The sequence below is a fragment of the Exiguobacterium sp. UBA1053 genome, from assembly GCF_002316465.1.
Lineage (GTDB): Bacteria > Bacillota > Bacilli > Exiguobacteriales > Exiguobacteriaceae > Exiguobacterium_A > Exiguobacterium_A abrahamii.
In genome coordinates, this window is sequence record NZ_DCDO01000006.1 from 45,707 (window position 1) to 65,372 (window position 19,666).

A 19,666-nucleotide genomic window follows, 5' to 3' on the forward strand; every position below is an offset into this window, starting at 1 on the left:
ACGTCGACCATCCTCATCTTCCTTCAAAGCGTGGTGGTCGTTTTTCAGCGAAGGCTTGTAGCGCTTCCTGACGATCAGCCGTCGGAATGACGACTTCATAAGCCTCTGTTTCGAGCTGTATTCCTTCTTCGAGTGAGACATCCCGCCCTTGATCAATCGCTCGCTTCGCTTGGCGCAAGGCAATCGGACCATTCTGTAACATCTGATTAGCAAACTCAAGACACGTCGTCATCAACGCTTCCCGGGCAACAACGGCTGTCGCGAGTCCGTACCGTTCTGCTGTCATCGCATCGATTTTTTTCGCCGTGAAGATCAATTCCTTCGCCCGCGTCTCCCCAATCAGTCGTGGCAAGCGTTGTGTTCCACCGGCTCCTGGAATGATCCCGAAGCTAGTTTCAGTCAAGCCGACGAGTGCATCCTCGACGAGAAAACGGAAATCACAGGCAAGGATCCACTCGAACCCACCGCCGAGCGCGTGACCGTTGACGGCTGCGATTGTTGGTTGCGGCAATTGTGCGATCGAAGTGAAGACATTCCGGATCGCAAGGACATTGCGCCGGACTTCTTCTTCGTTTAGATGCACGCGTTCTTTTAAATCGGCACCCGCACTGAATGCTTTTCCCGTGCCTGTGAACAGGACGACCCGCGCTTCCGGGTCGACCGATAACGCATCGACCTGTTCCTGCAAGGCAACAAGCGTCGGATAATCGAGACAGTTCAAACGTTCCGGACGATCAATCCGGACGATCGCAATATAGCCTTCTCGTTCTAAGTGAATCATACGAGTCCCTCCCGATCGACGACAAGTGCGATCCCTTGTCCGACTCCGACACACATCGTCGCGAGACCATACGTCCGGTTCGTCCGGCGCATCTCATGCAATAATGTCGTCAAAATCCGCGCCCCACTTGCACCGAGTGGATGACCGAAGGCGATCGCACCGCCGTTGACATTGACTTTTTCGCTTGGTAAACCAAGTGCTTCGATACAGGCAAGACTTTGAGCCGCAAAAGCTTCGTTCAACTCAATCTGATCGAGCTGTTCGACCGTCAACCCTGCCCGTCGGAGGACTTTTTCCGTCGCGTCAATTGGTCCGATTCCCATAATGGCAGGTTCAACCCCAGCCGTCGCACTCGCCCGGTAATACCCGAGCGGCGTCAAACCGAGTTCGTTTGCTTTTTCTTCACTCATCAATAACAACGCCGACGCACCGTCGTTGACACCAGATGCATTCCCCGCCGTCACGGTACCACTTGGGAATAACGGACGAAGTGTCGCCAGTTTCTCACGTGTCGTCTCAGGACGAGGATGTTCATCGCGGTCGAAGACGCTGACGTTACCTTTCCGGTCCGTTTGTGTGACTGCAACTAGTTCGTCCGTGAAGCGCTCTGCCTCGATGGCTCGTTTCGCGCGTTGTTGGCTTTCGAACGCAAAGTCGTCCTGCGCTTCGCGCGAGATTCCGTACTGACGGGCGACGTTCTCGGCTGTCTCCGGCATCGAATCCGTTCCGTATTGATCTGCTAAACGATCATTGACGAACCGCCAACCAATCGTCGTATCGTACATTGTCTGATTGCCACGTGGATTGGCCTGATCCGGCTTCGCGAGAACGAACGGCGCACGCGTCATGCTTTCCGTCCCACCAGCGATATAGATTTCGCCTTCACCTAAGGCAATCCCTCGTGCTGCCGCGATGACAGCGTCGAGCCCTGACCCACATAAGCGATTGATCGTCGTACCAGCGACTTCGACCGGTAGACCAGCTAGTAGTCCCGACATCCGGGCGACGTTACGATTGTCTTCTCCCGCCTGATTCGCATTACCGAAAATGACTTCCTCGATCGTCTTCGGATCGACTTGTGGATTACGCTCAAGTAACGCTTCGATGACGCGTGCTCCTAAATCATCCGGACGAACCTGACGCAAGGCGCCGTTATAGCGTCCGATCGGTGTCCGAACGGCATCGATGATGGCGACCCGTTTCATGATGTCACCTCGCGATTCGTATAGTCATAGACGCCACGACCGGTTTTACGTCCGAGTCGTCCGGCTTTGACATACTGTTCGAGCAGTGGTGCCGGACGGTATTTTTCGCCGAGCTTCTCATGCAGATACTTTAAGTTATGGAGCCGAGTATCGAGTCCGACCAAGTCGCCGAGTTCGAATGGTCCCATCGGATAGTTTAAGCCGAGTTTGATCGCTTTATCGATCTCTTCTGGTGTCCCGAGTCCTTCTTGTAACATGTAGAACGCTTCGTTTCCGACGAGTGCACTGATCCGCGAAGTCACGAATCCCGGAAACTCGCGGATGACGACCGTTTCCTTCTGCATCTGACGCGCGACCTGCTCAAGAGCTGTGACCGTCTCATCCGACGTCTCAAGACCACGAACGAGCTCGATCAGTGGCATCAGATGGACCGGATTGAAGAAATGCATCGCCATGACCCGGTCCGCCCGGTTCGTAAAGGACGCAATTTCCGTTGGACTCATCGTCGACGTGTTCGTCGCGAAATAACAGTCCGGACGCGCATTCGCTTCTAGCGTTTCAAAGACTTGCTGTTTGATGCTCAGTTGTTCCGGTACTGCTTCAATGACGAGATCTGCTTGTTGTGCCGCCTCGGCTAGGTCGGTCGACAGACGCAGCCGATCGAACAGTCCCTCGACTTCACTTGTCGTCATCTTGCCACGGATGATGCCTTTTTCCGCGATTCGTTCTAATTCTTGCAGTGCTCCTTTGACGTATTCCTCTTTGATATCAACGAGTGTCACCTGAAATCCGCGGTGTGCGGCCACATAAGCGATGCCACGTCCCATGACGCCGGATCCGACGACGACGATTTGTTCTACCATCTGAATTCCCCCTTATCCCCTGTGCTGTTAAAAAAGGCTGGACTTCCCGACGGAACTCCAGCCTTCCCTCTTGCTTATAGTCCGAACGGATTGAGTGGACGACTGCCGTAATACGACAAGATACTTTTTGTTTCCGTGTACAGATCAAGTGTTTCGATACAGAGTTCTCGACCGAAGCCTGATTGTTTATAGCCACCAAACGGTGTACCCGGGAAAGCAGAGAACGGACAGTTGACCATGACGATGCCGGCTTTGATTTGATTCGCGACACGTGTCGCTTTCGCGCCATCTTTCGTCCAAACAGCTGAGCCGAGTCCAAATGATGTATCGTTTGCTAGACGAATCGCTTCTTTTTCATCTTTGAACGGCATGACGACGACGACCGGTCCAAAGATTTCTTCGTTGACCGCTTTCATCTCGTGCGTGACGTCAGTGATGATCGTCGGTGCGTACCAGAAGCCTTTTTCGTATCCTTCTGGTGCTGTCGCATGACCTCCTGTGACGATCGTTGCCCCGTCCGCTTTCGCTGACTGGACGTATCCATCGATGACGTCGACCTGTTGTTGATCGATGATCGCTCCAACGTGTGTCCCTTTATCGAATGGGTTACCGAGGACAAGTTGTTTTGTCTTCGCGACGAATTGTTCCATGAACGCTTCGTAAATCTCTTCGTGGACATACAGACGTGAGCGCGCTTCACACGATTGACCGCTGTTATAGAAGATCCCGAACAACGAACCATCAACGGCTGCTGTCACGTCCGCATCTTCAAAGACGATGTTCGGTGATTTCCCACCGAGTTCGAGTGTGACCCGTTTTAGCGTCTCAGACGCACGTCCCATGATGTCTTTACCGACTGGCGTCGAACCCGTGAAGGCGACTTTATCGACGTGAGGATGCTCGACAAGATGGTTGCCGATTTCGCGTCCGGATCCCGGGATGACGTTAACGACACCTGCTGGTACACCAGCTTCTAGACAAATCTCACCGAGAATGATCGCTGTCAATGGTGTCAATGTCGCTGGTTTGACGACGACCGAGCAACCGACGGCGATTGCTGGTGCGACTTTCCAAGCTGCCATCATTAACGGATAGTTCCACGGAATGATTTGTGCACAGACACCGACCGCTTCTTTTTCCGTATAGTTATGGAATTGTCCCGGTACGTTATTGACGACACCACGGTGACCGACGATCGCACCCGCATAGAACTCAAAGTCTTCAATCGCTTGCGTGACTTGTCCTTGCGCCGCTGCCAGTGATTTCCCTGTATCAAGAATCTCCAGTTCGACGATTTCGTTGAAGCGGGAACGCATGATGCTCGCAACCTTATTCAAGACTTGTGCCCGACGCCCGACCGGCCACATCTTCCACTTCCCGTGATCAAACGCATCACGTGCCGCTTGAACGGCGCGATCGGCGTCTTCCTTCGATGCTTTTGCGACTTCCGCGATCACTTCGCCCGTTGCCGGATTGTATGTTTTGAACGTCTCGCCTGTTGCACCCTCGACTTGTTCGCCGTTGATGAGCAAGTGATAGACGGACCGTTTCATTTCAAGTGTTTTTTCATGTACTGTCGACATTGTATTCACTCCTGTTCCTGTTGATTGAAAATCGGTGATCGTTTTTCGAGAAATGCTTGCATGCCTTCTGTTTGATCGGCTGTCGCGAACAAGAGATAGAAGTTACGGCGTTCGTGCTCCATCCCATCCTGTAACGATAAATCGACGGCTTTGTTTGCCGCGTCCTTAATCAACCGCAACGCCATGCTCGGTTGATTCGATAACCGCTCTGCCATCGCCAGCACCGTCGCTTCGACATCAGCCGTCACCCGGTTGATGATACCGAGTCGTTCCGCTTCCTCTGCCTTCATCCGGTCTCCGGTGAAGAGCCACTCGAGCGCTCGCGTCCGACCGATACATTTCGTTAAACGTTGCGTCCCGCCTGCTCCTGGCATGACGCCGAGTCCGACTTCCGGGAATCCGAACTGTGTCTCGGGATCGGCGTAGATTAAATCACAAGCGAGTGCCAGTTCAAAACCGCCGCCAAGGACGAAACCGTGAACACCTGCGATGATCGGCTTTTTGATTCGACTGATCCGGTCCCAGTCCGCGAACGGATCGAGGAGTTCCATCGAGATCGGTGTCGCCTCGAGCATCTCCTCGATATCGGCGCCCGCTGAGAACGATTTTCCGTTTCCGGTCAAGACGATGACCGTCACCCGTTCGTCTCGGTCGAACGTCTCCATCGCCTCGACGATTTCCCGGACCATCGTTCGGTTCAGCGCATTGTATCGTGCCGTTCGGTCGAGTCGAATCCGACCGATCCGATCGACCATTTCCGTCTTAACGTACTGTTGTGTCGGCATGGACATCTTCACCAATCATCAATGTGACGAGATCCCCCGCAAAGCTCATCAAGTCTTTCCCGGACGCTTTTCCTTCGAGCGAACGCATGCCTGCTTGCATCGCTTCCTGACTTTCATAGATCATCTCGCACATCAAGTAATACTTTCCGTCCCCGCCCATTGGTGAACCGACGATTTTCGTGACATTCATTTCTTGCAGTCCTGGAATTTTTGCTGTCAATGGACCATGGACCTCAAAATAGTGCTGATCGAATGCTTCCTTGTTTTCTGGGTGTTTGTACAGTGCGATTAATTTTGCCATCTTGATTACCTTCCTTCACATGAGAGTAGAGACGGGTTTCATCGCCTCGAATGGATTTTTACACGATTTACAGTAGAGAATACTTCGACATGCTGTCGGTCCGAATAAGTTTTCCATCGTCACATACGTCGATCCACAATACGGACAGTCAATCTCCCACTTCCCTTGCTCAAACCGAGGAGGAGCGATACCGAACTCCTTCAATCCTTGCATGCCTTGTTCCGTGATCCGGTCCGATGTCCACGGTGGATCAAACCGGAACTGGACGTCGACCTGTTCGACGTTCGGAATCACCTGCAAGGCAGATTCGGTGTTTTTTTTAATGATTTCAAGCGCCGGGCAACCGAGGAACGTGGGGAGAAGCGTGACGCGCACCAGGTAACCATGCTCCGTCGCTTCCGCGTCCATCGTCTCGACCATGCCAAGATCTAAAATACTGACGCTATCAATTTCCGGATCCTTCACCCCGTTCAGGGCTTCCCGGATTGCATCCTGGAGTGTCGTCGTCATGCTTCCCTCTCCTTTCACCACGTCGCCGTCTGATCAATCAAGTAGACTTCTCCGAGTGTCGCAAGCGCGTCATTCAAATCTTCCGTGTGATCGCCGTCCCGCCCGTTACGCGTCATCTGCATTTCCGGAAGCGTCACGTTCAATTCGACGAGTAACGGTGTGATCGTCTGATACCAACGATCGAGTAAAATGCCTTGTCCTTCGATCAACCGCATCTCTTCGATCAATTGACCGTGTTCGCCATAATCGAACATGTCACCGAAGTCGTAAAAGACTTTTTCTAGGGCTGCATCCATCTTCTGCCGCGCCGTCTCCGTCGATTGATAAAGCTGGGTGAACCATGTTTGCCAGTGCAGCAAATGATAGTACAACTCCATGTTGATCTTGACGGCAGCCGTAGCGAGTGGCTCATAACTGCTCGACTTCAAAGCATCAATCCGGATCTTTTTCGCGACCGTGTAGCAATAGTTCCGTACGACGGCGAATGCCCAGTCATATTCAGGCTTCTCCATGTAGTAGCCAGGTCCGTTGACACGTTCGACGAGAATCGAATTCTTTCGTTCATGCGCCAGTCGGACATGAGCTAATGCATCAGCATTTCCTTCGCCGAGTTCTTCGAGGAGTTGGTAATACATCGCCGCGTGTCCCATTGAATCTTGCGCAATCGAAGACGAAGCGACGTCCTCTTCGATATGCGGTGCGAGTCCGAGCCATTCCGAACCACGATACGCGTAAAGGAAATCATCATCCGCGAGTTGATAGAGTAAGGAGGCGAGTGCCGTCCGTTCTTGTTCCGTCATTTGGAATCGCCTCCTTGCCAAGACATGATCTCTTTTTCATCGAGCATCTGTTGCTCGTAATGACGCCATTTTTTCTTCAAGTAGCCGTACCCTTTCGTCGTCCGGTAGTCCTTATTATCAAGGCGTTGTAACATCTGCTTCTCATCGGGTGATAAACCACGGATATCTTCGCGTTTGACGACCCAGATGTCGACGACCGGTTCCCGGCGCATGAAGTTTTCTTGCGCCATCAACAGTGCCATCTCCTTGTTCGGAGCGAGCAAGCTGAATTGATGGGTGAACGCCGCGTTCGGCGTTCGTTTGCTAAAGACTTCGAATTCGTGATAAAACGTCTCGTTCATCGTGCTTTCCCCTCTCATGCCTTCGTTTCAGCGAGTGCATCCCGTACCCAGGCGTTATTTTCATAAGATGTCCGGCGCAAGTCCAGTCGCTCTTTCGAACGTGGTCCTCCCCCTTGGATGATCGTCTTGAATTTTGTCCAGTCTGGCTGTGCATATTCCCACTGCCCTGTCTCTTCATCAAAACGTAACGTCGGATCCGGAATGACGAGTCCGAGTGAACGAATCCGTGGTACGTACTTCGTAAAGAAGTTTTGCCGTAACTCTTCATTCGTTTTCGTCCGAATCTTATAGGCGATCGTCACGTCCTGTTTCGATGTCCCGGTCGTCTCTTTCGAGGCTGGTCCAAAGAACATCAACAAGGATTCCCACCACTCATCCAGTGATTCCTGAATCATCGCCCGCTGTTCCGGTGTCCCTTCCGCGAGTGCCATGATGATCGACTCTCCGTGTTGCGCATGGAAGACCTCTTCCGCACAGATCCGTTGTAAAGCCCGTGCGTAAGGTCCATATGAAGCACCGAGCATGTTCGTCTGCGTGATGATCGCCGCGCCATCGACGAGCCAACCGATCACCCCAGCATCAGCCCATGACCGCGTCGGCATGTGGAAGACGTTGTGGAACTTCAATCGTCCTGTGAACAAATCATCCATCAAATCCCCGCGTGTCTTGCCATACGGTTTCATCAAATCCTCGACGACACGAAGCAACAGTTGTCCATGCCCCATCTCATCCTGGACCTTCGCCATGATGCCGAGCTTCCGGCGAAGTGATGGTGCTTTTGGAACCCATTCTTTTTCCGGAAGTGCACCCATGATTTCACTGATACCGTGCATCGAAATCAATTTAATCAGCGTGTCCCGGTAAAAAGCAGGCATCCAGTCATCGGCTTCGATTTTTTCACCTCGCTCGATCCGCTCCTTAAAGCGAGCCAATTTTTCCTCTTCCGTCAGTTGGACGGGTTCGAACAGTTGTGTTGCATCATACATGCTAGTTCCTCCTTTGAATCAGACGAGTGATGTCGAGCGTCGATCAACGATTCGAACGGCTTTCCCTTCCGATCGTGGTAACCCTTGATGCGGGTGACAGACGAGATCAATAGAAATGAGACATTCCGACTTGATGACGTCACATATCGAACGCCTTTGTCGCTCCGAGATATTTTCGAATTCGATATGTAGCTCAACGGCATCGAGTCCCGCTTTACGCACGAGATGAATTTGATAATGCGGCGTCACGTCCGGCTGTTGGAGCAAGACTCGCTCGATTTCTGACGGGAAGACGTTGACCCCTCGGATAATCAGCATGTCGTCTGTCCGACCTTTGACACGTGACATCCGTGTCGTCGTCCGACCACAAGCACACGTCTCATGCGTGATCGATGCTAAGTCACCCGTCCGGTAGCGAATAATTGGAAGCGCTTTCTTTTTTAAGCTTGTAAAAACGAGTTCCCCGACCATGCCATCTGGTACCGGTTCCCCCGTAACGGGATCGATGACTTCCGTAATGAATAAGTCATCCATGATATGCAGACCTGCCTGCTCCTGACATTCCATCGCGACACCTGGTCCCATGATTTCACTGAGTCCATAAATATCGAATGCCTGTAGATCAAAGGTCTGTTCGAGTGTCTGACGCATCTCTTCCGACCAGGGTTCAGCTCCGAAGATGCCGTAACGCATGCTTGTCTTTCGTGGATCGATGCCCCGTTCGATCATGCGTTCTGCTAATCGCAAGATATAAGAAGGTGTCCCACAGATGCCATCCGGTCGGAAATCCTCGATTAACGTGATTTGGCGATCCGTGTTGCCGCCGGAAATCGGCAAGATCGTCATGCCTAGTTTTTCAGCACCTGCATGAAGACCGAGTCCACCTGTGAACAGTCCGTAGCCGTATGCATTGTGCAACAAGTCAGCTGGTGAACCACCGGCTAAGACTAAACTACGTGCCACGGCACCTGCCCAGTCGTCTAAATCTTCTTGCGTATACCCGACGACGGTCGGTTTACCACTCGTACCAGACGAGGCGTGAATTCGGGTGACCTGTTCTCGTTCGACGGCAAATAGCCCGAACGGATAATGATCGCGTAAATCTTGCTTGCGTGTGAATGGAAATTTTCGTAGATCTTCGATCGTTTGAAAATCATGTGCCGTCATCTGCAATGTCTGCAGACGTTCTTGATAGAACGGAACGCGCGTGACGTGTTCCATCGTTTGACGTAATTGCTCCATCTGCAGCTGCTCCCGCGTTTGCGCATTCATCGTTTCGTGATGTTGATCGTACATACCTGCACCTCCTCATCATGTATACAATAATTAAACGGTCGTTTATTTTTAGTTATATGTTTAACGTACGATACGTTCACAATGTTGTCAATCTTGTTTTGTTAAATGCTCCCAAACGATTCTCACTTTATCACTTCAACGCACTTTATCAGTAAATCAATTGGCTTATAAAGCTATTTTCCATGATTGAGAGTCTTTTTTTGGAAAATATTTCTGAAATGATTTGCTCATTTTGTAACGGGTTGATAAAATATCGTGTGACAAGTGTTATACTATTTTTGGTAAGACCACTTGATTGAATGAGGATTCGTTGTAGTGAAGGGGGATCACGATGAAACCAGGTTTAGCTGTCGGGGATACAGCAGAGATTCAAGCGGTCGTCTCGCAAGATATGTTTGCACGGTTCGAAGGTCAATTGGTTCATCCAGCATACTCGACCGTGTCGATGGTCTACCATATGGAATGGGCAGCACGTCAACTCATCCTGCCTTACCTAGAGGCAGGCGAAGAAGGTGTCGGGGGCGCGGTTTCGTTGAAGCATCTTGGCATGGCAGCAGAAGGCGCACGATTGATCGTGACCGCTACAGTAACACGCGTCACAGCACGTCGCGTTGACGCTGACATCGAAGTCCGAGATGGACAATCGATCATCGGTACAGGAGAAGTGACACAATTCATTTTAGAAAAAAGCCGGATTCAAGAAAAATTGCAAGTGAATGCTCCAACAAAATGAAAGCGCTTACTTATATTTGATAGAGGAGGACTCTACTATGAACATGTTAAACCCATCTACGAATCCAACGCTCTCGATCATGGAAAAAATCGCGGGTCACGAACAAGTCGTCTTTTGCAACGACCCTGTCTCAGGGTTACAAGCGATCATCGCCATCCATGATACGACGCTCGGTCCCGCTCTCGGTGGTTGCCGCATGGCGCCTTACACTTCTGTCGATGAAGCACTTGACGATGTCCTCCGCCTGTCACGTGGCATGACGTATAAATGCGCTGCCGCTGATGTTGATTTTGGTGGTGGTAAAGCCGTCATCATCGGTAATCCGGCGACAGATAAATCACCAGAGCTTTTCCGTGCCTTCGGTCGCTTCGTCGATTCGCTCGGCGGACGTTTTTACACCGGAACCGATATGGGCACGACGATGGATGATTTCGTTCATGCTAGCCGGGAAACGTCACGGATCGTCGGCATTCCGGAAGCCTTTGGCGGAAGCGGGGATTCATCGATCCCGACGGCTGAAGGTGTCGTCTATGGACTGCGGGCGACGATCGAGACGTTATTCGGTTCGGACGACTTAAGTCGCGCGACTTATTCGATTCAAGGACTTGGAAAGGTCGGCTTCAAAGTCGCCGAACAACTGTTACTCGCCGGTGCGACGATTTATGTTTCAGACGTCAATGAAGCCGCGCTCGCAGCAATCGTGACCCAAGCCGAAATGGCACCTGGCACAGTTCGCGTCGTCTCACCTCACGAAATCCATCTAACAGACGCTGATATTTTCGTTCCATGTGCATATGGCGGTGTTATTCACGCCCAAAATATCGCCCTCTTACCGTGCAAAGCCATCTGCGGTTCGGCGAACAATCAGCTTGCGGATGAACAGCTCGCGCACGTCTTGATGGATCGCGGCATCTTGTATGCACCAGACTATATCGTCAACGGTGGTGGATTGATTCAAGTCGCTGACGAACTGTACGGAGCAAATCACGAACGGGTTCTCCTGAAGACGCGTCACATCTATGACGCCGTGCTCGAAGTCTTCAAGGAGTCGCAAGCAGAGAACATCACGACGGTCGAAGCCGCGAACCGGATGTGTGAAAAACGGATGCAGATCCGGGCAAAACACAACAACATCTTCACGAATACGACAAAACCTAAATGGGATATCCGTAACCACTGAAGGAGGGACTGACATGGAGCAACATTTTCCGATTCAACGCATCATCGATGAAGAAGGTCGTATCATCGATGCCTCAAAAGAACACGATCTGACGAAAGAGCTTGCCCTCACCCTGTATGAACAGATGCACCGGATCCGGACGTTCGACCGGAAGGCGATCAACTTACAACGTCAAGGGCGCCTCGGCACTTATGCACCGTTCGAAGGACAAGAGGCGGCGCAAGTCGGTAGTGCACTGGCGTTGTCCGAGCAGGACTGGTTATTCCCGACATACCGGGATCACGGTGCGACGTTAACGTTCGGTGCTGACATGGTGCGGACCCTCCTCTACTGGAACGGTCGTGTCGAAGGTTGCGTGCCGTCTGAGAAGCACATCTTCCCTCCTGCCGTACCGATTGCGACACAAATCCCGCATGCCGTCGGTGCCGCATGGGCGGAAAAACGAAAAGGTACGACGAACGTTGCGGTCGCCTACTTTGGTGACGGAGCGACGTCTGAAGGCGACTTCCACGAAGGAATGAACTTCGCGAGTGTCTTCCAAGCACCAGTCATTCTGTTCAACCAAAACAATCAATTCGCGATCTCTGTTCCGATCGAAAAACAGATGCATTCTGAAACGATCGCACAAAAAGCGATTGCCTACGGGATGCCAAGCGTCCGAATCGATGGGAACGATGCATTTGCCGTCTATTTCACGATGCAAGCAGCCGTTGCGCGTGCCCGTTCTGGCGGTGGACCAACATTGATTGAAGCCGTCACATGGCGATTTGGTGCGCATACGACAGCAGACGATCCAACGAAATACCGTGATCAAGCCCGCTCGCGTGACCGGGTCGATCCGCTCGATCGACTTGAACAGTTCTTAAAACACCAAGGCTACTTTAACGAAACCTGGATGCAACAGCTACAGGAACGGCACCAGGCAGAAGTCGAAGCAGCAGTAACTGCGATGGAGCAATTCAAGGCACCGGACGTCAATGACTTGTTCGACCATACGTACGCGACCTTACCGGTTGATGTCCAGCAACAAAAAGAAGCGTATCTGCTAGCAAGGGGGAAATGAGATGGCAACACCAATCAATCGTCAAACAGAGATGACACTCGTTCAAGCTGTCACGGATGCCCTGCGGACAAAATTGTCGGAGGATGAGACGACACTCGTCCTTGGAGAAGACGTCGGAAAAAACGGTGGTGTCTTCCGAGCGACGGACGGCTTACAGGAAGAGTTCGGGGAAGACCGGATCGTCGATACACCGCTCAGTGAAGCCGGCATCGTCGGTACGTCGATCGGTCTTGCCATCAATGGCTTTAAACCGATCGTCGAGATTCAATTTCTCGGATTCATCTACCCTGCCTATGAACAAATCATGACGCACGTCTCCCGGGTCCGGATGCGGACGATGGGACGGTACAGTGTGCCGATGGTCATTCGTGCGCCTTATGGTGCCGGCATCCGGGCACCGGAAATCCATTCCGACAGCACGGAAGCACTCTTTACATCGATGCCTGGTCTCAAGGTCGTCTGTCCGGCGACGCCATACGATGCAAAAGGATTATTGATTGCTGCGATTGAAGATCCAGATCCCGTGTTATTCCTTGAGTCGATGCGCAGTTACCGCTCATTTAAGGAAGTCGTACCGAGCGAATCGTATACCGTTGAAATCGGAAAAGCGCGCTGCGTCAGCGAAGGGACGGACGTGACGTTGATCGCCTGGGGAGCAATGGTTCAAGTAGCCCAAAAGGCAGCAACGGCTGCACAAGAACGCGGGATTTCTTGCGAAGTCCTCGACTTACGGACGCTTTATCCGCTTGACCGGGAAGCGATTGCTGCTTCCGTTCAAAAGACGGGTCGTGCCGTCATCGTTCATGAAGCCGCAGCAATGGGTGGTCTCGGTAATGATCTCGTGACATTAATTAACGATACGGCGTTTCTTTATTTACGGGCACCGATTGCCCGCGTGACCGGTTTTGATGTTCCGGTTCCGCTGTTCGCCCTCGAAGACCATTACATTCCGACGCCAGAACGTGTCCTTGCGACGATTCAGCGTACGGTCGAGTTTTAAGGAGCTGAATGCCATGATCGAAGTTAAATTACATGATGTCGGTGAAGGAATGACAGAAGGTGAAATCGCCCATTACCTCGTTCAAGTCGGAGACCATGTCACGACGGATCAACCGGTCGTCGAAGTCGCGACCGATAAGATGGTCGCTGAACTACCGGCTCCCGTTTCCGGGATCGTCAAGGAAATCATCATTCCGGTCGGTCAGACGGTGCAAGTCGGTACGACGTTATTGCACATCGAAGCAAGTAACGCTTCCGACATGCCGGTCGCGGTAACACCTAAAGCGTCGCCCGCTCCTGAACCAGCATCGGTTGCTGTCACTGCCCCACCTGTTCAAGTTTCTCCAGCAAAACGGGTCCTCGCGACACCATATACACGAAAAATCGCTCGTGATCACGGGATTGATATCGAAGCTGTCACGGCTTCCGATCCATCGGGTCGCGTCTCAGAGGACGATGTGCTTCGCTTAGTCCAGGCTGCTACTGCTCCACAAGAATCAGTTGCGCCGATCATTGAAGAAGTCACGTACCAAGAGACATCACCGAAAACGATTCCGTTTCGCGGCATTCGCAAGCAAATCGCGAAAAAGATGACCCAGTCGCTGTACACGATTCCTCATGTCACTCATTTCGAGGAAGTCGACATGACGCGTTTGCTCGCACTACGTGCCGAATGGAAAGCAGCTGGACGAAACATCAACGTTAACGCCTTCTTCATCAAAGCGTTGATTGTTGCCTTAAAAGAGTATCCTGTCTTTCATGCCAAACTCGATGAAGCAAATGCCTGTATTCGATTAGAGCAGGATTTCCATTTTGGCATGGCAACGGAAACACCGGACGGGTTGATGGTTCCGGTCATCCGTCATGCCGATCAGCTTTCACTGACGGAACTGCATGAACAATTGGTCGCGCTGCAACAACGTGCTCAAAACGGTGCCTTGCGCGCAGCGGATTTAAAACCAAGCACTTTTACGATGAGTAATGTCGGTCCACTCGGTAGTACGGGAGCAACACCGATCATCAACTATCCGGAGACAGCACTGATTGCCTTCCATAAGACGAAAAAACGAGCCTGTGTCGATGAGAATGATCAAATCGTCGTTCGCTCGATGATGAATTTGTCGATGTCGTTCGATCATCGTGTCGCAGACGGAGCAACGGCTGTTGCCTTTACGAACCGATTCGTGTCACTGATTGAATATCCGACCACCCTACTTTTGGAGTTGATCTAACATGGTTGTTGGCGAACTTACACAAGAACGGGATCTCCTGATCATCGGTGGAGGTCCCGCAGGTTACACGGCAGCGATTCGCGCCGCACAAGGCGGTCGAAACGTTACATTGATTGAACAAGCTGAACTCGGTGGACTTTGTCTGAACCGAGGCTGTATCCCGTCCAAGGTCTATGCGCATGCGGCAGAAGAGATGTTACGCTTGCCGCATCTTGAAGACCTTGGATTCACCACTTCTGCTGTCCATGATTTCAGTAAACTGAATGCTTACCGGAATCGTGTCGTGCAGCAATTACGTCAAGGAGTGGTCGCCCTCTGTCAGGCGAACCAGATTGAACATATCTCTGGTGCAGCCTCCTTCCTGTCAGAGGACCGGATCGGCGTCGAGTCGGGACATCAGTTCGATACGTACCGATTCCAGGACGTCATCATTGCGACCGGTAGTCACAGCATCCAGCACGAGGAATCGTGTCGTTTGAACGCCGAACAGCTTTATCAACTCGAGCAACTGCCAGAGAGCTTATTGATCATTGGATCTGACACGTTAGCACTCGAAGCGGCCGCCTGTTTCCACGCACTTGGGACAGAGGTGACGTTGTTTGCGGATCAGTTGTCACTCGAACCAAGCCTTGAAAAGGAACTGAAGCGGACATTCAAAAAACAAAAAATCCATCTCGTGTCGGATGTCGTGACACGTATCGAGGCTTCATCGGACGCGACCGTCACCGTCATGAAAAACGGAGAAGAAGTCGCCTATCAGGGTGCCTATCTGTTCCAGTCTCTTTCCCGAATCCCGAACAGTTTGACACTCGGTCTCGAACGGATTGGTGTGACGCTTGCAGAAGACGGGACGATTCCAGTTGACGCAACTGGACGAACGAATCAACCGCATATTTACGCAATCGGTGATGTGACACCGGGTCCACAGCTCGCCATCCGTGCGATTCATGAAGCGAAGCGAACGGCAGCCCACTTGTCTGGTCAAGACGTCGATCCGACGACACCGTATTATCCGACGGTTCTACGGACCTTCCCACCGATTGCTTCGATCGGGATGACGGAACAAGAAGCGGCCGAAGCCGGACATGCTGTTCAAAGCGGACAGTTCCCGCTGAATGCAAACGGAGCGACGACGATCGAAGGTGGGAGTGGATTCGTCAAGGTCATCGCTGACGAGCAAACATCACTGATCCTTGGTATTCACATGATCGGGGACGATGCCCATCGTCTCGTCGGACAATTCACCCAAGCGCTGGAACTGACAGCAAAACGGGAGGATCTCCTCTTCCCTGTCATGGCACATCCGAGTCGAAGCGAAGCTTTGACGGAATCGATGGAAGCCTTATTTGGTCAATCGATCCATCTTCCACCACGTCAACAGGTCGGTTCGCGCGCGTAATCGAAAAGAGGTACCTCTGCGTCAGAAGCACCCTTTTGGATTCATCACTTCATTTCGTGTAGAAAGGAAAACATGTCATGGAACTGTACTTCACTCGTTTGCACTGGAATACGCATACGTTTCCGGTCGCCGCTACAGCAGATGGTCTCTGTTATGTCGGCGCTTGGGATGAACCGGAGGATTTATTCGACGACTGGTCGCGGAAACACTTCCCGCGAGCCGATCGGATTGCTTCTGATACCGCGCTTGCTCCGTATACGGAGCAGCTACTGGCTTATCTAAATCAGCAGTCGACGACACTGTCCTTTCCAATCGCACCAGTCGGTACCCCGTTTCAACTTGAAGTCTGGAATGCTTTACGCGCGGTACCATACGGTCAAACCGCCACCTACTCCGATATCGCGGAACGTCTCTTCCGGCCGAACGCGACTCGCGCGATTGGCACGGCAATTGGGAAAAATCGATTACTGCTTGCGATTCCGTGTCACCGGATCATTGGCAAAAAAGGCGATCTGCTCGGGTATCATGGCGGTCTGAATATGAAGCGGACACTACTCGCGCTCGAGCAACGCCTCTGATTCTCGTCCCTCTTCGCTGAAAGATAGAGCGAACAGAATCCCGAACGGATCGCGGACTTGCGCATACCAACCTCCAAAGTCTGCTACATCAAGGGGTGTGACGATTTGACCGTCTGTCGTTAATCGTAGATACACTTGCTCGAGCTCTTCAAGCGACGTAAAAGTCAACAATAGATGGAGCGAAGAAGAGGTATTCGGTGCGGCACTCTCGTCCCAGAGCATCAATTCAAACGCACCATTGGATAAATGTGCGTGAGAGACCGTATCTCCTGCTTCATCCATTATGATACGCCGACGTGTCATCGCAAATACGTTTTCGTAGTACACGGTCGCCTGCTTGGCTTGTCCCGCAAAAACGAGACAAGGAGTAGCGGCATACTGCATCGAAAGCCCTCCTTTCATTATGCTTTAGTATCACCTTTCGCACTTTTCTTCCCGATTTCCTTCTATACACAAAAAGCCCCACTTTCCTGTCCAACCGGATACGGAAAGTGGGGCTTCTTCTTCGAATCAATCAAGATATTACGCCAAAGCGATAAGCTGTTTTCCAGTGATAGGTTTCACCGGGTGACAACAAGATTGATGGAAAATCAGATTCATGGACTGCATTCGGATGGACTTGTGCTTCAAGGCATAGACCAAGTGATGGTCGAGCCGGAACACCATGAACCGTATAATCGGTCAGCAGTTGCGTTCCGGTATAGAGCACGACCGCCGGCTGATTCGTCGTGACGTCGACGATACGACCGGACACTGGATCTACCAGTCGTAGCGTATCCTCTCGTAAAATGAACGGATGATCGTAGCCGTTTCCGACAGCAATCGTCTCGGGATGCTCAAGCGTAATCCCGTCACGAATCGACTGACCGTTTCGGAAATCGAACGGGGTTCCGGAGACGTCCCGTTGTTCCCCTGTCGGTAAGCCGTCTGGCTGGACCGGTAAGTAGCAGTCGCTTGGTAACGTCAAGACATGATCTAACACATCCCGCTTCGCATTTCCCGATAAGTTGAAGTACGTATGATTCGTCAGATTGAGTGGTGTCGTCTGATCCGTCACGGCCGTCATCTCAAGCGTCAGTGTTGTTCCCTCTAATCGATAATATACGTCGAGTGTGACCGTTCCCGGATAACCTTCTTCTCCATCCGGACTGTTCAAGTGCAAATGGAACAACGTATCCGTCGCTTCAATGACATCAAACCATGCTTGATCGAATCCGTGAATCCCCCCATGCAAATGATTCGCACCGTCGTTTGCGACAAGCGGATAGACCTGTCCCGCTACTTCGAAGCGCGCCTGTCCGATTCGACCAGCGACGCGTCCGACGATTGCCCCGAAGTAAGGCGAGTGCTGTTGATAATCGTTCACTGTCTCGAGACCGAGGACGACACTTTCTAAATGACCATCCCGATCGGTCGTCCGGATATCTTGGATGATGCCGCCGTAGTTCCAGAGTGTCACTTCGATGCCTTCCTGGCGTAACGTATGTCGGATCAACTCTTTCTCAAGTAGTTGCGTCATCGTTGTTCCTCCACCGGTTGGCGCGTCACGAGTTGAACGAATCGCCCGAACGCCGCCTGACCTGCTTCCGTCTGTTTAAAGACGCCACAGTCCTCGAGACCACGTACGAATTTCGCAGCGACCGCTTGCTCGACGTACATCGTGACATCTTGTCCGACGTACGCTTGTTTTAGTTCCTGCGCCCAGTCAGCATGCGCGACAGCCACTTCGTCGACTTCACCTGTGATGAACTGTTCGACCTGTTGCAACTCTTGGAGCAGGCGTGCCGGTAAGACCGCTAGTCCCATCACTTCGATCAAACCGATATTTTCCCGCTTGATGTGGTGAATATCGGCATGCGTATGGAAAATACCGTCCGGATGTTCTGCTGACGTCCGGTTGTTCCGTAAGACGAGATCGAGCTCGAATTGTCCATCACGTTGACGGGCGATCGGCGTCACCGTATTGTGTCGCGTCTCACCGGTATGTGAACGGATCTCTTGGCTCTCATCCGTATACGTCAACCACGTCTCATAGACGGTCGTCGCAGCATCGAGTAGTGCCGACGCATCTTCACTCTTCAGACGCAACACACTCAGTGGCCAGTGTAAGGTTTCGCCAGCGACTGTCGGCTGATCCGGGAACGTAAAGGATGTTAAAGCGTTTGCCCGGTCCATCGCAAACGTATAGCGTCCGCCCTGATAATGATCATGCGTCAGAATCGATCCGCCGACGATCGGCAGGTCAGCGTTCGAACCAGCAAAGTAATGCGGGAACTGCTCGACGAAGGCGAGCAGGCGTGCAAACGCATCCCGATTGATGACCATGTCACGATGTTCCTGTGACAAGATGATGCTATGTTCGTTGTAATAAACGTACGGTGAGTATTGTAATGCCCACGGTTCTTCCAGCAGTGTCAGTGGAACGATTCGGTGATTTGCTCGGGCTGGATGATTCGCACGGCCCGCGTAACCGACGTTTTCGACGCACAACAGACAGGTTGGATAGTTCGATGTCGTCGGTGCCTCCGTCCGAGCTGCTGCGATTTCACGTGGATCTTTTTCCGGCTTCGATAGGTTGATCGTGACATCGATCGTCCCGTAAGCCGTATCCGCTTGATAACGTTTATTCTTAGCGATCCGTTTCGTTTGGATGTAATTACTCGCTTGACTGAGCTGATAAAAGTAATCCGTCGCCGCTACCGGTGATTCAGCGTACAGACGACGGAACGTCGCTGTCACGTCAGACGGACTGGCGACGAAGATATCCATCACATCTGCTGCGAACTGCTCTTTGTCTTCAAGACGCGCCGGTAACTGTCCACTTACGATCAACACTTCAATCATGTCATCCAAAATATCGGGAATCGGGCGAGATGGTACGTCTGCCTGTTCTTCAAAATCGGCTTGACCGACCCGCGCTAGAATCCGGTTCCGGGCGTAGATCGCATCTTCCGGTTCAATCAAGCGTTCCTGGATTGCTTGCGCTACTAACTGTTGGATGAGTTCATTCATCGCCGTCACTCTCCTCATT

General features: G+C 51.9%; 21 protein-coding genes. 7 read left to right on the forward strand and 14 right to left on the reverse strand.

All coding sequences use genetic code 11. The features are described from left to right. Positions 1 to 13: 13 nt before the first annotated feature. The 11 genes from B3G15_RS05505 to B3G15_RS05555 form a co-directional block, all read right to left on the reverse strand. Positions 14 to 781, reverse strand: coding sequence for an enoyl-CoA hydratase-related protein (locus B3G15_RS05505; RefSeq protein WP_290716817.1), 768 nt, complete (start codon positions 779 to 781; stop codon positions 14 to 16). Then, positions 778 to 1,986 (reverse strand): acetyl-CoA C-acyltransferase, encoded by a 1,209-nt coding sequence (locus B3G15_RS05510; protein ID WP_214858771.1) that lies wholly within the window; start codon positions 1,984 to 1,986, stop codon positions 778 to 780. The genes B3G15_RS05505 and B3G15_RS05510 overlap by 4 nt, the downstream gene beginning before the upstream one ends. Continuing rightward, positions 1,983 to 2,849, reverse strand: coding sequence for a 3-hydroxyacyl-CoA dehydrogenase (locus tag B3G15_RS05515; RefSeq protein ID WP_290716824.1), 867 nt, complete (start codon positions 2,847 to 2,849; stop codon positions 1,983 to 1,985). Before B3G15_RS05515 ends, B3G15_RS05510 begins: the two co-directional genes overlap by 4 nt. A gap of 74 nt (positions 2,850 to 2,923) precedes the next feature. Further along, the gene (locus tag B3G15_RS05520; RefSeq protein ID WP_214772175.1) at positions 2,924 to 4,432 is read right to left on the reverse strand and encodes an aldehyde dehydrogenase family protein; all 1,509 of its coding nucleotides are present in this window, start codon (positions 4,430 to 4,432) and stop codon (positions 2,924 to 2,926) included. Positions 4,433 to 4,437: 5 nt separating this feature from the next. Beyond that, entirely contained in the window at positions 4,438 to 5,217 is a 780-nt protein-coding gene (locus B3G15_RS05525) for an enoyl-CoA hydratase/isomerase family protein (RefSeq protein WP_023466997.1), read from the reverse strand. Further along, entirely contained in the window at positions 5,195 to 5,518 is a 324-nt protein-coding gene (locus B3G15_RS05530) for an EthD family reductase (protein WP_087681934.1), read from the reverse strand. Before B3G15_RS05530 ends, B3G15_RS05525 begins: the two co-directional genes overlap by 23 nt. Positions 5,519 to 5,533: 15 nt before the next feature. Then, entirely contained in the window at positions 5,534 to 6,028 is a 495-nt protein-coding gene (paaD, locus tag B3G15_RS05535; RefSeq protein ID WP_035399031.1) for a 1,2-phenylacetyl-CoA epoxidase subunit PaaD, read from the reverse strand. 14 nt (positions 6,029 to 6,042) lie between these two features. Further along, positions 6,043 to 6,828, reverse strand: coding sequence for a 1,2-phenylacetyl-CoA epoxidase subunit PaaC (paaC, locus tag B3G15_RS05540; RefSeq protein WP_290716837.1), 786 nt, complete (start codon positions 6,826 to 6,828; stop codon positions 6,043 to 6,045). After that, positions 6,825 to 7,169: a 1,2-phenylacetyl-CoA epoxidase subunit PaaB gene (paaB, locus tag B3G15_RS05545; RefSeq protein WP_023466991.1), complete on the reverse strand. Its 345-nt coding sequence runs from the start codon at positions 7,167 to 7,169 to the stop codon at positions 6,825 to 6,827. Before paaB ends, paaC begins: the two co-directional genes overlap by 4 nt. Positions 7,170 to 7,183: 14 nt before the next feature. Then, entirely contained in the window at positions 7,184 to 8,155 is a 972-nt protein-coding gene (gene paaA, locus B3G15_RS05550) for a 1,2-phenylacetyl-CoA epoxidase subunit PaaA (RefSeq protein WP_133208338.1), read from the reverse strand. Positions 8,156 to 8,173: 18 nt separating this feature from the next. After that, positions 8,174 to 9,451 carry a phenylacetate--CoA ligase family protein gene (locus B3G15_RS05555; protein WP_290716843.1) on the reverse strand — a complete coding sequence of 426 codons (1,278 nt, stop codon included), beginning with the start codon at positions 9,449 to 9,451 and terminating at the stop codon, positions 8,174 to 8,176. A gap of 331 nt (positions 9,452 to 9,782) precedes the next feature. Between B3G15_RS05555 and B3G15_RS05560 the strand changes: the two genes are divergently transcribed. From B3G15_RS05560 to B3G15_RS05590, 7 genes are all read left to right on the forward strand, one after another. Next, positions 9,783 to 10,184, forward strand: coding sequence for a thioesterase family protein (locus tag B3G15_RS05560; protein WP_075642678.1), 402 nt, complete (start codon positions 9,783 to 9,785; stop codon positions 10,182 to 10,184). Positions 10,185 to 10,221: 37 nt separating this feature from the next. Further along, on the forward strand, positions 10,222 to 11,364 hold the full coding sequence (locus tag B3G15_RS05565) for a Glu/Leu/Phe/Val family dehydrogenase (RefSeq protein ID WP_290716849.1): 1,143 nt from the start codon (positions 10,222 to 10,224) through the stop codon (positions 11,362 to 11,364). A gap of 13 nt (positions 11,365 to 11,377) precedes the next feature. Next, entirely contained in the window at positions 11,378 to 12,427 is a 1,050-nt protein-coding gene (gene pdhA, locus B3G15_RS05570) for a pyruvate dehydrogenase (acetyl-transferring) E1 component subunit alpha (protein WP_290716852.1), read from the forward strand. A 1-nt stretch (position 12,428) separates the two neighbouring features. Further along, positions 12,429 to 13,427 carry an alpha-ketoacid dehydrogenase subunit beta gene (locus tag B3G15_RS05575; RefSeq protein WP_290716855.1) on the forward strand — a complete coding sequence of 333 codons (999 nt, stop codon included), beginning with the start codon at positions 12,429 to 12,431 and terminating at the stop codon, positions 13,425 to 13,427. A 13-nt stretch (positions 13,428 to 13,440) separates the two neighbouring features. After that, positions 13,441 to 14,658, forward strand: a complete 1,218-nt coding sequence (locus tag B3G15_RS05580; RefSeq protein WP_290716858.1) for a dihydrolipoamide acetyltransferase family protein — start codon at positions 13,441 to 13,443, stop codon at positions 14,656 to 14,658. A 1-nt stretch (position 14,659) separates the two neighbouring features. Next, entirely contained in the window at positions 14,660 to 16,057 is a 1,398-nt protein-coding gene (locus B3G15_RS05585; protein ID WP_290716861.1) for a dihydrolipoyl dehydrogenase family protein, read from the forward strand. A gap of 77 nt (positions 16,058 to 16,134) precedes the next feature. Next, entirely contained in the window at positions 16,135 to 16,635 is a 501-nt protein-coding gene (locus tag B3G15_RS05590; protein ID WP_064300599.1) for a methylated-DNA--[protein]-cysteine S-methyltransferase, read from the forward strand. Here the strand turns inward: B3G15_RS05590 and B3G15_RS05595 are convergent. The 3 genes from B3G15_RS05595 to B3G15_RS05605 all read right to left on the reverse strand — a co-directional run bounded on the left by B3G15_RS05595 (position 16,609) and on the right by B3G15_RS05605 (position 19,647). Next, positions 16,609 to 17,019: a VOC family protein gene (locus tag B3G15_RS05595; RefSeq protein ID WP_290716866.1), complete on the reverse strand. Its 411-nt coding sequence runs from the start codon at positions 17,017 to 17,019 to the stop codon at positions 16,609 to 16,611. The two genes, B3G15_RS05590 and B3G15_RS05595, sit on opposite strands and share 27 nt — an antisense overlap. Before the next feature lie 130 nt (positions 17,020 to 17,149). After that, entirely contained in the window at positions 17,150 to 18,154 is a 1,005-nt protein-coding gene (locus B3G15_RS05600; protein WP_290716869.1) for an aldose epimerase family protein, read from the reverse strand. Further along, positions 18,151 to 19,647, reverse strand: coding sequence for a UDP-glucose--hexose-1-phosphate uridylyltransferase (locus B3G15_RS05605; RefSeq protein WP_290716872.1), 1,497 nt, complete (start codon positions 19,645 to 19,647; stop codon positions 18,151 to 18,153). The genes B3G15_RS05600 and B3G15_RS05605 overlap by 4 nt, the downstream gene beginning before the upstream one ends. Positions 19,648 to 19,666 lie beyond the last annotated feature (19 nt).